Here is a 12,491-nt window from a genome sequence, read left to right on the forward strand (position 1 = left end):
CGGGCCGCACTTCAACCCTTTTGTTTGGTCTTGGGGGGGGGTCCCCGTTTATGTGTGGGGGGGGCGGCGGCCGGGCGGCGGGGGCGCGCCCCCCGCCGGGGTGGGATTCACGCCGTCAGGGCGTCAGGATGTGCTGCGCCGTGGCAGTGCTCAGCCGGACTTCTGCAGGGTCCAGGCCTGCGCCGCGCGGCCGTCCGCACGCTGGAGGTCGAGCAGCCAGTACCCGTAGTAGGGGCGGTTGCTGACGGTGAGGGCGAAGCCGCCGCTCGCGTCCGTCACGGTCACCGCGCCACCGCGCGACGCCAGCTTCCATGCCTGCGCCCCGCCGCCGTTGCCACAGGGCTGCTGTGCGACCCACATGCCCGCGGCGGGGGTGCCGCCCGGCTGGAGGCACTTGTCCGAGGCCGCGGACCGGATGCGCACCTGGCCGTTGCCCGCGTCGTCGAAGTACCACTGCTGCTGGGCGTACCCGTTGGTGCGGCCGCCGACGAGGACCGTGCCGTCTGCGGTGCGGCCGCCCCACATCTCCGCGGCCATGCCGGTGCTTCCGTTGCCGAGCACGTAGCGGGTGCCCGGGGTGGTCGCGCCGCCGCCGGCTCCCGTCGTACGGAAGGACGCGGCCTTGCCGGGTCCGCTGTCACGGCCGGCGCTGTCGCGGACCGAGACGGTGACCTTGTACTCCGTGTTGGGCTGGAGGTTGTAGATGCGGAGCACCTGGGACTGGACCCACGTCAGGTGCTTGCCGTTCAGCTGGACCGCGTACCAGGAAGCGCCCTCGACCTTGGGCCAGCTCACGACGACGGAGTCGGACTGGATCTGGCCCGCCGTCACGGTCGGTCCGCCGGTGGGCTTCTTGGTCGGCGTCGGCGTGGGCTTCTTGGTGGGCGTCGGGGTCGGGTTCGGGTTCGGACCCGGGTCCGTGCCGCCACCGCCCTTGGCCTTCATCAGGAACTGGTTGTCCGCGATGTTCCAGTGCGTGGCCAGATAGCTGCCGGCCTTGGGACTGGTGTGGAAGTAGTCGTCGTGGTTGCAGTCCAGGATGTTCTCGGACGCCTGGTTCGTGCAGATGTTGCGCATCTGCGGGTAGTACGGGGTGTCCGAGTAGCACATGACGTCGTACTCGTCCGTGCAGTGCGCGCCACGGCTGGTGTTCGGGGCGCTGTTGTTGACCGCGCCCAGGTTGTGGCCGAGCTCGTGCGCGGCGGTGTGACCGCCCCAGCAGCCGGAGTCGGTCCGTCCGTAGGAGGGGCCGAAGTTGCTCTGGTTGGCCTGGCCGGGCCGCTCGTCGCCCGCGAAGGTGCCGATGCCGCAGTAGACCTGGCTGTCGGCGAAGATCATGTACTTGCGGTCGCGACGGTCGAGGCCCTTGGCGGCGAGCGCGTTGTTGGTCGCGCTGAACTCGGCCAGGGCCGAGGCCGGGAGCTCGATGTTGAGCACCGTGGGGGTGCAGTCGGCGGCCGTCACATAGCGGATGTGACGTACTCCGCCGGTCTCCTTGGCGCTCGCCGAGTAGATGAGGTCGGCGTCGGCCGCCCACTTGCGGAACGAGGCGACGTACTCGGAGTACCGGTCCTTGCCCGGGGCGTGGACGTAGACGACCTGCACGCGGTTGCCGGTGCTGCCGTCGCCGTCGCACTGGACGGTCTGGCCCGCGGGACCGGCGGCGACGTTCTGGCTGCCGGCCGAGGCGGCCGGTGCGGGCGCGGCGGCCTTCGTGGCGGCCGAGGCGTCGGCCGCGGGCGCGTCCTGAGGACGCCCGCCGCCTTCCTTGCTTGCCGGGTCATCGGCCGCGGGGCGGGCCGGATCGGCCGCCGGAGCCGTCTCCTTGACGGCGGGCTCGATGTCCTTCGTGATGTCGACGCCCTTGGGCGGGGCGTCGGGGCCGTGGGTGCAATGCCCGGCCTCGGTGCGGTAGACACCGACGCACCGGTCGCCCTTCGGCGCGGCCGCGAGGCCGTCGTAGATCATGCCGCGCGCGGTCTCGTTGGCGGGCGCGGCCGCGAGGGGTTCGGGCTCCTGGTCGCGCGCGGGCGCTGCAGCCGGTGCCTCGGCAACGGCCTGTACGGGCGTTGTTGCCTGAGCGCCGTCACCGATTCCGGAGTAGGCGATGCCTGCGGCTATCACCGCTGCCGATGCCGTGGCGGCGGTGATGAGTATCAACCGCCGGGGCTTGCGCCGGTGGTCGGCGGCGGCAGGGCGTCTGCGACGTCCTGTCATGGGCACCTCAAATCGTTGTCGGAAGACTGGGTGCGCCGCAGCCTGCCAGACGAATGCGGAGGAAAATTCGGACAAAGGGGGGCGCGCGCCGAGAAATCATTCCGTTACCTGTCGGCCTGATTTGACGAACACTCAACTCTCAATAGGCGCAGGCCAGTTACGCGCGTCGCGTCCCAATGGTCCAGTCCTTCCGGGGCGGGTTGTTATCAAATCGAGATATGAAGCGGAGGCTTATTGACGGGAATTCAGTCAGGAATTCACCTAATTACTACCTGCCGAATTCCCTCCGTCACGACCCGTGAGGTGCGGCGGACTTCGGCCCGCCTTCGAAGCCGGTGCGGGGCCCGGGAGTTCGTCCGGGACCTGCCCGCCGGCCTGTGCGCGAAACCCTCTGACCGTCCGGGAGTCGTGGAACACCGGTCGGCGGGCGGCGCCGGACCGGCTGTGGCGCGGGCCGCTGCGGGCGCCGGGCGCCCGGCTGAAGTCCCGCTGGAGCGGGGGCAGCAGGAGAGGCGGCCGGCCGGCAGGCCCCACGGCGTCGGCGTCCGGGGCCATCGGCTCCGGGGTTCCTGCCCCGGCCCGGGAGGGTCCGTATCGTAGGCGCGAAGGTTGTTGAGATGTTCGGGGGCTGGGTGCAGATCGCGGAGCACGCCGGGTGGCACCGGGATTTCCCGGTGAAGTACCTCCTGGTCCAGGACGACGAGGACGGCGTGGAACAACTCTGGGGGAGGTGCGCGGGCGTCGGAGGGCTGTTCCTCGACCCCGTGCCGCTGCCTCGTGAGGTCCTCACCCTCCGCGGGTGCAGCCCCGAGGGCCTGCTGAACGACGTCCTCGCCACGCCCGACGTCCCGCCCCGGGCCCTGGGGGACGTGTGCGTCGAGGTCTGGGACGACGAGCAGCCCGTGCAGTGGTGGACCCTCACCGACGCGGTTGTGGTGGCGCATCGGCCCCACCCCGCCGATCCGGCGCGGTACGACATCGTGCTCGACGCCGGAGTCAGGAACGACGAGAAGTTCGGCGAGCCGGCAACGCCGTCGCGCTTCGAACTGTTCGCCGGGACGGGGGGCGTGGCGGGCGCAGGCCGTTGCTCCGCCGTCGAGGGCCTGTTCGAGCCGCGGGAGGATCCGGCGCCCGTCCCGCTGGAGCTGATCGGCTGCGAGGCGGCGGAGCCGGTGCTCGTGGGGACACAGCGGCCGCGGAGGTGGGCACGGGACTGGGTCCACCTGCTCGTGCTGGATCGCCACGGCGCGGTCACGACCTCCCGTCCCGTGGGTCTGGCCATCGCCGGAGTGCGCCCGTCCGTGCTCGGCGACGGGCTGGAGGACATCACGCTCGCCGACGGCGGCGACGATCGGCCGTCGCCCGCGGTCCGTCCGGTCTGGGAGAAGTGGTACCGGGGTGCGCCGGCCGAGCCCAACCTGTGGGCTTCGTACGACGCGCGGGGCAGGGAGGAGTGGCTGGAGCTCACCACCCGCGGCTGGCGGGTGCCCGTGCCGCAGCCGGACCGGACCGGCGGCGAGCATCACCTCGACGGCCGGTTCGTCACGGACGTCCCCGGTCTGCACTGCGCGATCGCCGAGGCCCTGCTCGGGCCCGGCCGCTACTTCGGCAGGGAGTGGAACGCCTTCAGGGACTGCTTGGCCGGTGGATTCGGAGTGGCCCCGCCCTTCACCTTGATCTGGCACGACTCCGAGGTCGCGCGCCGTTCCCTGGCGGCTGAGGTGTTCGACCCGGAGGGCGGGCCGTCCTACTTCGAGGAGACCGTGCAACTCCTCGAACGAGTGGGCGTCACCGTCGTACTGGACTGACCGGGCCGACCCCGCCGACCGTTTCCCGGCTTCAGGACCGTTGCTCAGCGCCTCGGGCGGGACGCGGGGCGTCTTCACCATCGCGCCACGGGCCGTCCGGAACCAGGGCGCGGAGCACGGCAGGCAACTGCGGTGGCTCGACCGGGTCGGTCAGCGAACCCAGATCCGACCACGCGATCCAGACGTGCGTGTCCAGGTCGAGCCGTTCACGGGGGAGCAGGCCGGTCCGCACGAGCGATGGCTGGTCCTCGGCGAACTGCGCAACGAAGAAGTGCTCCGTCCCGATGTACCGCTTGCCGTTCCACCACACATCGCGGTCGACCGGCACGGACCGATCGAGCACCGCAGCCGGATCGAGTCCGGTTTCCTCGGCCAGCTCGCGCCGTGCCGCCGCCAGCGGCGTCTCGCCCGACTCGATGCCGCCACCGGGTGGCTCCCAGAGCCGGGTCCCGTCGAACGGATCACGCCAGCGCAGAAGAAGCAGCCGATGGGCGGCGTCCAGACAGATGACCCGGGCGGCGGGCCGGTGCGTTGTGTCCACCACCCCGACAGTAGACGGTGCCCGGAACACCGCTCGGACCCGCCCTGTGACGGGGTGTGAGGTGGGCACTGCACAGGGCGGGCGGGGTGTTCCGCTCCGAGTCAGCCGCCGAGGACGGTCAGGTCGATGCGTGCCAGGCGCTCCGGGTCGGTGAGGATGTCGAGCGCCGTGATCCTGCCGTCCCGGACGGTGAAGGCCATGACGGACAGCGCGCGGCCCTCCGCCACCGCGAGCACCCCGGGAGTCCCGTTGACCAGCACCGCGTGCGCGGCTTCGGCGAACCGGGCGAAGGTGATCGCCTGGGAGGCGACCTCGGCCGCGCCGCGTCGGACCAGCGTGGGGCGCAGCGTGCCGCCGTCGGAGCGTGCCACCACATCGGGGTCGAGGACCGCGATGAGGGCGTCGAAGTCCCCGCCGCGCGAGGCCGCGAGGAAGGCGTCGACGATCGCGCGCAGGCGGGCCCGGTCGGGGTCCGGAGCGGGCGCCGAGCCCTGGACGCGGCGGCGTGCGCGGCTCGCGAGCTGCCGGGTCGTGGCGGTGGAACGCCCGAGTACGGGGGCGATCTCGTCGAAGGGCACGGCGAACAGGTCGTGCAGGACGAAGGCCAGGCGTTCGGCGGGGGCGAGGGTCTCCAGGACGACCATCAGGGCGATGCCGACCGAGTCGGCCAGCAGGATCTCCTGCTCGGGGTCGAGACCGTCCGCACGGCTGACGACCGGGTCGGGGATGCGGACCTGTCCGTCCTGGTCGTGCAGCGGATCCTCACGCCGCGTGCCGCGCGAGCGCAGCATGTCCAGACATACGCGGCCGACCACGGTGGTCAGCCAGCCGCCCAGGTTCTCCACCGCGGCGGTGTCGGAGCGGTTCAGCTTGAACCAGGTCTCCTGTACGGCGTCCTCCGCCTCGCTGAGCGAGCCCAGCATCCGGTAGGCCACCGCCCGCAGATGGGAGCGGTGCTCTTCGAAGCGCTGCGCCAGTATTTCTTTGTCGCCGCTCACCCGTCACGTCCCCGTGTTCCGATCCGTCAGTGCCGGGTCGGACGATAATCCACCCGGCCAACGGGCGTCGCCCGCATATGGGTCGGGGAGCGGGAGGCGGGCCGGCGGACCGGTATGCGCACGGTGGCGGGGTGCGGGCCGCTCAGCTCCGTACGGGTGCGGGTTCGAGGAACTGCCGCAGGTCCACGACCCCGTATCCCCCGGCCAGGGCGGCGTCGATGATCAACGGGAGGGCGTCCGCGTCGAGGACGACGCCGTCACCCTGGCTGCCGACGTGCATCTGGATGATCGCCCCGGGAGCGAAGGCATCGACGGCCCGCTCGACGGTCCTGTCCACGTCCATGCCGCCCTTCGGACCGAGATAGCCCTTGGTGTCGGTGGTGAACTCGATCGCCGCGTAGCCCAGGTCGTTGACATCGGCGATGGACTGCGGGGTGGTGGAGCTGTAGGGAAAACGGAAGAAGGGCAGGGGCTCGGCCCCGGACGCCGTCCTGATCGCCGCGTGGGCGCTGCGCACCTCGTCCGCCCGCTCCGCGGTGCTCAGGTCGTCGAAGTAGGGGTGGCTGTACGAGTGGTTGCCGAGGCCGTGCCCCGCATCGGCCATCGCGCGCACCGCCGCGGGCCGGGCCTCGGCGAACCCGCCGGTCGGGAAGAAGGTGGCCGGCAGCTTCCGCCGCCGCAGTTCGGCCAGCACCCGGTCGACCCCCGCGTCGTCCCAGGCGGCGTTGAAGGTGAGGGCCAGCACCTTGCGGGTGGTGGGAAGCCGGCGGATCTCGTTGCCGAGGAGCGAGGCCGGCGGGCGGGGCCCGGCGCCGGCCCGGCCGGTGCGCCGCGGTGAGGCGGCGGCGCCGGAGCCGGACACGAGCCCCGTGACGCCCGCGGTCGACGCGAACCCCGCGGACAGCAGGACGGACAGAGCCGTCACGGCGGAGCGTCGTCCCACATCCACCACGGTCACTCACTCCCTGCGGTCCCCGGCCCCGGTACGGGCGCCTGCCACCGAGTGTGCGACGGCGCGGGCCGCAGCCCCCGCAGCCCGTGCCGGGCACCCGGGTGATCTCCGGGAGGCGAGGCATCAGGACGGGCGCTGCCGCAGGTGCGTCGTGAGGTGGTGCTGCAGGGGCCGGCCCACGGCGGCCATGTCATGAACGACCGTCATCTCGCCGTTCTCGACCGTGTAGTGCCTGCGCGTGCCGGTGACCTCCTTGGCCAGCGGGGTCAGCGCCACGTCCTTGGTCTCGATCTCGATCTCCGTACCGGACACCCGCCCGACGTATGTCTCGACGATGCCGGTGGGGTGGGCGAGCACGACCTCCAGGGAGGCGTCGGGGGTCACCCGCCACCATCCGGCCTCACGGCCCGCCGGCCGCACCGGCGTTCCGGACCCGTCGATCAGCCACGCGCGTGCCTCGTAGCGGAGGAAGGGGCGGCCGTCGTGGCTGAAGGTGAGCTCCTGCTCGTAGCGGAAGTCCTGTTCGAGCGTCGGGTACTCGCCCTGTCCCCGGCCGTGCCAGCGTCCCAGCAGGGGCAGCACCGGCCGCAGCAGCGGATGCGGTTCGGGGCCCTCGCCGAGGACGTGGCTGTCAGGGTAGGGATTCTCCTGCACCGACTCGAACATGTTCACCTTGCCTGTCTGCGTGGACCCCCGAGGGCCGCAGCTTAGCGGCAGTCCGGGCCCGCCCCGCCCCCCGACGCCGGGGGGGCGGGGCGGGCGCCCGGCGGCAACCACGCGGCGAGCCGGGCGGCCGCACGGGCGTCACCGGGCCGCCACCCGGACGGTCACCGGGCCGGCAGGGCCTCCGCGACGGCTGCCGGAACCGGTGCGAGACCGGCCGGCCGCGTCGTGAAGGTGCCCCGGCCCTGCGTCCGGCCACGCAGCCGGGACGCATAGCCGAAGAGTTCGGCCAGCGGCACGGCCGCCGTGATCACCGCGGTCCCGGACTCGGCCGTGGAAGCGCTGACCCGGCCGCGGCGGGCCGCGAGATCACCCAGAACGCCCCCGACACCGTCCTCCGGGACCGTCACCGTGACCTCGGCGAGCGGCTCCAGCAGCTCCATCGTGCTCAGGCGCAGGGCCTCGCGCAGCCCGAACCGGCCCGCCGCGCGGAACGCCATCTCCGAGGAGTCCTTGGAGTGGGTCGCCCCGTCGGTGAGCGTGACCCGCAGCCCCGTCACCGGGAACCCGCCGAGCGGGCCCTCGGCGAGCGCGTCCCGGCATCCGGCCTCCACGGCGCGCGCGTACTCCTGCGGTACGCGTCCGCCGACGACCGTCGACCGGAATTCGAAGCACGGCTCCTCCAGCCGCTCGACGTCGAGGACGACGTGCGCGAACTGGCCTGCTCCACCGTCCTGTTTGACGTGCCGGTGGACCAGGCCGCGCACCCCGCGCACGACGGTCTCCCGGTAGGAGACCTGCGGCCGGCCGACGACGGCCTCCACCCCGTGGCCGCTGCGGATCTTCTCCACCGCGACCTCGAGATGCAGCTCGCCCATCCCCGACAGCACGGTCTGGCCGCTCTCCGCGTCGGACCGCACCACCAGCGAGGGGTCCTCCTCGGCGAGCCGTGCCAGAGCCGCCGAGAGCCGGCCCGTGTCGCTGCTGTGCCGGGCCTCGATCGCGACCGACACCACCGGCTCGGCCACCGACGGCGGTTCGAGGACCAGCGGCGCACCCGGCGCGCACAGGGTCGTGCCCGCCCGGGCGGCCTTCAGCCCGATCACCGCGACGATGTCACCGGCCACCGCCTCCTCCCGTTCCTCGTGTCGGTCGGCCTGGACCCGCAGGATCCGCCCGACCCGCTCCGTACGGCCCGTGGCCGCGTCCAGTACGGTCCCGCCCTTGCTCAGGGTGCCGGCGTAGACCCGCAGGTAGGTGAGCCGCCCGGTGGGCGTGGCCGTCACCTTGAAGGCGAGGGCCGCGAACGGCTCCGCCGGATCGGGGGCGCGCTCCTGCTCCACGCCGCCCTCGGCCAGCCCCCGGACCGGAGGCATGTCGCCGGGCGACGGCAGGTACGCGAGCACCGCGTCCAGCAGCGGCTCGATCCCGCGGTTGCGGTACGCCGAGCCGCACAGCACCACCACACCGTCACCGCGCAGCGTCAGCTCCCGCAGGGCGCGCACCAGGGTGCGCTCCGACAGGGCCGAGGCCGAGCAGAACTCCTCCAGGGCGTCGGCGTGCAGTTCCGCCACAGTCTCCTCCAGGAGCCGGCGCCGCCTGGCCGCTTCCTCCTGCAGCGGCTCGGGGACCGGGCCCGTCTCGAAGGTCCCGGCGCCCGCCCGCCAGTTCAGGGAGCGCATGCCCAGCAGGTCGACGACACCGGAGAACGAGTCCTCCGCTCCGATGGGCAGCTGCACCACCAGCGGAACGACGCCCAGCCGTTCGCGGATCGACGCGACCGCCGTGTCGAGGTCGGCGCCCGCCCGGTCCAGCTTGTTGACGAACGCGATCCTCGGCACACCGTGCCGGTCGGCCTGCCGCCAGACCGTCTCGCTCTGCGGTTCGACTCCGGCCACGGCGTCGAACACCGCGACCGCCCCGTCCAGCACCCGCAGGGAACGTTCGACCTCGTCGGAGAAGTCGACGTGCCCCGGGGTGTCGATCAGGTTGACGCGGTGATCACCCCAGGCGCAGCTCACGGCCGCGGCGAAGATGGTGATGCCGCGATCGCGTTCCTGCGGGTCGTAGTCGGTGACGGTCGTGCCGTGATGGACCTCGCCCTGCTTGTGGATGGCACCGGTCGCGAAGAGGATCCGCTCGGTGATGGTGGTCTTGCCGGCGTCGACGTGGGCGAGGATGCCCAGGTTGCGGACGGCGGTGGGGGAAGTCGTGGTGAGGGGCTGCCTGTTGGCGCGCATGGCCCGAGGCCTTTCGAGTGTGCAGAGGAAGAGGGCAGCGCGATTCCCGGACTCCGGACACGGCCTCCGGGCAGCCGCAGCGCCGCCGTCCGTCCGGAAGGGATCCGGGCAGGAGGCGTGCGGGCGTACGGGAGCGGGAGGGGACCGGACCTAAAGGTGGGTCACGGGCATACGGTGACGGCCGCGCAGCCGGCACCGCGCGCTGCGAGACACCGGGATCACGTCGTACCGGGACGGGGGAGCGAAGGCGGCAGTGCGGTACGTGCACATGGCGCGGCTCCCCTTCTCTTCACTCGGCATGGGCGCGGTGCCCTGTCGGCAGCGCGCACGGCGAGTCTAGGACGCGGGTCGCTCCGGAGCACACGGTTTTTACGGGCCCCACCGGGCGGGAGTTGACGTCCCGTCATCGGAAACCGGGGGTCGGCCGGGCGGCGGACGGGGCGGGCGACCGCGCTGCCGGTCACCGGTCCGCCGCCGCGCCTCCCCGGCACGGCGCGTCAAGGCCGGAGCGTGGTCGGCAGGCGCAGCACCAGCCGGGCACCTCCGCCCCCGGTGCCGTTCCCGGCAGCGTCCTCGGCGGTCAGGGTGCCGCCGTGGTGGGTGCTCAGGTCGCGGGCGATGGCCAGACCCAGTCCCGCTCCGCCGTGATCTCGGCTGCGCGAGTCGTCGAGGCGGGTGAAGCGCTCGAAGACCCGCTCCCGGTCCGCCGCGGGAATGCCCGGCCCGTCGTCGACGACCTCCAGGACGGCGGTGGTCACCCGCGCGCCCTTCGTGGTGCGCAGGGTGACGTCCACGCGCCGATCGGCGTAGCGCTGCGCGTTGTCGACGAGGTTGGTGACGATGCGGCCGAGCCACAGCGCGCCGGCGGTGACCTCGACATCGGGTTCCAGCCGCAGCCGTACGGGGACACGGTCGCCGAGGCGGCCCGCCACCACCTCGCGCACCAGATCGGTCAGATCCAGCGGGGCTGCGACCACGGGCCGGGCCGCGTCGATGCGGGCGAGCAGCAGCAGATCGGCCGTGAGGTGCTGGAGCCGGTCGATGTCCTCCAGGGCGCCGCCGATCAGCTCGGGCCACAGGTCGGGGTCCTGGACGGCCAGCCCCACTTCCAGCTGGGTGCGCAGGACGGTGATGGGGCTGCGCAGTTCGTGGGAGGCGTCGGCGATGAACTGCCGCTGCCGGATCCCGGAGGCCTCCAGCCGGTCCAGGGTCGCGTTCATGGTCTCGGCCAGCCGGGCGACCTCGTCACGGGTGGCCGGCACCGGCACCCGGCGGTGCAGGTCCCGGTCGGAGATCGCGGCGACCTCGGCCCGGATCGCCTCCACCGGCCTGAGCGCGTGGCCGGTGACCCGCCAGGTCACGAGGACGACGGTGGCCAGCAGCAGGGGCATGCCGATGACCAGGGCGGCGGTGGTGGTGTCGTCGGCCGCGTCCGCGTCCCGCAGGGAGGCGCCGGCGTAGACGGTGGCCATGCCGTCCGGTGTCTGCGTGACGACCTGGACGACCCGCTGCCGGTATTCACCGTCGACCGGGCGGACCCGCCAGGTGTGGAAACGGGTCCCCGGGGCGCCGGGGCCCGGCGGTGGGAAGGCGGGCACCCCGGCCAGGTTCGGGCTGGCGAACAGGACGCGCCCGTCGGCGTCCACCACCTGGACGAAGTCGACGCCGCGGGCCGGCGGACGCACACGGCCCAGCTTCCCGGTGGCGGCGAGCTGTGCCACGTTCTCGGCCTGCCGCCGGGCGTCGTTCTCCGCGTTGCGGAGCAGGTTCGCCTCCAGCAGCCCGAGCAGGGCGAACGAGGCGAGGGCCAGCGCCGCGGCCACCACCACGCCGGCGCCCACGGTGGCCCGCGCCCGTACGGTGGTGGGCCACATCCGCCGCAGCACCGGCCACCGGCGCGCGGCCGCGCCCGGGACCGTGCGCAGGCGCTCCCGCAGGCCGGGACGCTCAGCCACCGTCGGCCGCCAGTCGGTACCCGGCCCCGCGCACGGTCTCCACGGCGGTACGGCCGAACGGCGCGTCGATCTTGCGGCGGACCGCGCTGACGTGTACCTCGACCACATTGGGGTCGCCGTCGAAGGCGCTGTCCCACACCTGCTCCAGGATGTCCCGCTTGGGCACCACCTCGCCGGAGCGCCGGGCCAGGTACTCCAGGACCGCGAACTCCCGTGCGGTCAGCCGGATCTCCGTACCGCCGCGGGAACAGGAGTGCCGGGCGGGGTCGAGCAGCAGGTCGCCGAACCTCATCACCTGGGGCCGGCGGCGGCCCGTACGGCGGCCGAGCGCGCGCAGCCGCGCGACCAGGACGAGATAGGAGAACGGCTTGGACAGGAAGTCGTCGGCGCCGGTGTCCAGCGCCTCCGCCTCGTCGTACTCGCCGTCCTTCGCCGTGAGCATCAGGATCCCCGACTCGCTGCCGGCCGCGCGCAGCTTCGCGCACACCCGGTAGCCGTTCAGCCCGGGCAGCATGATGTCGAGCACGATCAGGTCGTAGTCGTGCTCCGTCGCCATCCACAGGCCCTGCGGCCCGTCGTGGGCCAGGTCCACCGAGAACCCCTCAGACTGCAGCCCACGCTGCAGGGCCACGGCGAGCCGCCGTTCGTCCTCCACCACCAGTACGCGCATGCCGGACAGGATCTCAGGACCGCCGCGCCGCAGGCTGAAGAGGTCTTCAGGTGGCTTCAGCGGAGCTTCAGCATCCGGTGTCCATGCTCTGGAACGAGCCGCGCACCGCGCCCGGTTGTCCTGAGGAGTGCCCGTATGTCTGATTCTGTCCCCCCGTCCCAGCCGTCCGAGTCGTCCGTGACCGCCCCGGCGGTGGCCACGCCCGAGGCCGGAGCCGGCAAGCCCGCGGCCCCGGGCCGCTTCGTCCCCCGCGGCAAGCGCGCCCGCTGGGTGACGGCGGGCGCGGTCGCGGTGGTGGTCGTCGGCGGGGTGACGGCGGTGGCCGTCGCCGAGCACGACCACCACGGGCGCATGGACCGGGGCCCGCGCATCGCCCTGTCCGGACCCGGACACGAGGGCGGCCTGCGGGTCGGGACGCAGGAGGCCGGACCGCGGCACCAGCGGGGC

General features: G+C 73.0%; 10 protein-coding genes. 2 read left to right on the forward strand and 8 right to left on the reverse strand.

What is annotated here, in order from left to right; genetic code table 11:
* Positions 1–150 precede the first annotated feature (150 nt).
* Positions 151–2,217 (reverse strand): RICIN domain-containing protein, encoded by a 2,067-nt coding sequence (locus ACWGE1_RS35870; protein ID WP_453424651.1) that lies wholly within the window; start codon positions 2,215–2,217, stop codon positions 151–153.
* Positions 2,218–2,834: 617 nt separating this feature from the next.
* Here ACWGE1_RS35870 and ACWGE1_RS35875 point away from each other — a divergent pair.
* The gene (locus ACWGE1_RS35875) at positions 2,835–4,025 is read left to right on the forward strand and encodes a barstar family protein (RefSeq protein ID WP_453424652.1); all 1,191 of its coding nucleotides are present in this window, start codon (positions 2,835–2,837) and stop codon (positions 4,023–4,025) included.
* A gap of 31 nt (positions 4,026–4,056) precedes the next feature.
* Here the strand turns inward: ACWGE1_RS35875 and ACWGE1_RS35880 are convergent, their stop codons facing one another.
* The 7 genes from ACWGE1_RS35880 to ACWGE1_RS35910 form a co-directional block, all read right to left on the reverse strand.
* Positions 4,057–4,596, reverse strand: a complete 540-nt coding sequence (locus tag ACWGE1_RS35880) for an NUDIX hydrolase (protein ID WP_453424653.1) — start codon at positions 4,594–4,596, stop codon at positions 4,057–4,059.
* Between the two features lie 71 nt (positions 4,597–4,667).
* On the reverse strand, positions 4,668–5,564 hold the full coding sequence (locus ACWGE1_RS35885) for a sigma-70 family RNA polymerase sigma factor (protein ID WP_453424654.1): 897 nt from the start codon (positions 5,562–5,564) through the stop codon (positions 4,668–4,670).
* A 142-nt stretch (positions 5,565–5,706) separates the two neighbouring features.
* Positions 5,707–6,507, reverse strand: coding sequence for a polysaccharide deacetylase family protein (locus tag ACWGE1_RS35890; RefSeq protein ID WP_453424655.1), 801 nt, complete (start codon positions 6,505–6,507; stop codon positions 5,707–5,709).
* A 132-nt stretch (positions 6,508–6,639) separates the two neighbouring features.
* Positions 6,640–7,182: an FABP family protein gene (locus tag ACWGE1_RS35895; RefSeq protein ID WP_453424656.1), complete on the reverse strand. Its 543-nt coding sequence runs from the start codon at positions 7,180–7,182 to the stop codon at positions 6,640–6,642.
* A gap of 161 nt (positions 7,183–7,343) precedes the next feature.
* Positions 7,344–9,419, reverse strand: coding sequence for an elongation factor G (gene fusA, locus ACWGE1_RS35900; RefSeq protein WP_453424657.1), 2,076 nt, complete (start codon positions 9,417–9,419; stop codon positions 7,344–7,346).
* 497 nt (positions 9,420–9,916) lie between these two features.
* Positions 9,917–11,302, reverse strand: coding sequence for a sensor histidine kinase (locus ACWGE1_RS35905; RefSeq protein WP_453424660.1), 1,386 nt, complete (start codon positions 11,300–11,302; stop codon positions 9,917–9,919).
* A gap of 64 nt (positions 11,303–11,366) precedes the next feature.
* Positions 11,367–12,044, reverse strand: a complete 678-nt coding sequence (locus tag ACWGE1_RS35910) for a response regulator transcription factor (protein ID WP_453424658.1) — start codon at positions 12,042–12,044, stop codon at positions 11,367–11,369.
* Positions 12,045–12,179: 135 nt separating this feature from the next.
* Between ACWGE1_RS35910 and ACWGE1_RS35915 the strand changes: the two genes are divergently transcribed.
* A partial coding sequence (locus tag ACWGE1_RS35915) for a hypothetical protein (RefSeq protein ID WP_453424659.1) occupies positions 12,180–12,491 on the forward strand: 312 nt, incomplete at its 3' end.

It is taken from the genome of Streptomyces sp. NPDC054932, assembly GCF_053610205.1.

Coding starts and splice junctions, on each gene's coding strand:
- ACWGE1_RS35870 (WP_453424651.1), bottom strand. CDS start 2,217: ATGACAGGACGTCGCAGACGCCCTGCCGCCGCCGACCACCGGCGCAAG.
- ACWGE1_RS35875 (WP_453424652.1), top strand. CDS start 2,835: ATGTTCGGGGGCTGGGTGCAGATCGCGGAGCACGCCGGGTGGCACCGG.
- ACWGE1_RS35895 (WP_453424656.1), bottom strand. CDS start 7,182: ATGTTCGAGTCGGTGCAGGAGAATCCCTACCCTGACAGCCACGTCCTC.
- fusA (WP_453424657.1), bottom strand. CDS start 9,419: ATGCGCGCCAACAGGCAGCCCCTCACCACGACTTCCCCCACCGCCGTC.
- ACWGE1_RS35910 (WP_453424658.1), bottom strand. CDS start 12,044: ATGCGCGTACTGGTGGTGGAGGACGAACGGCGGCTCGCCGTGGCCCTG.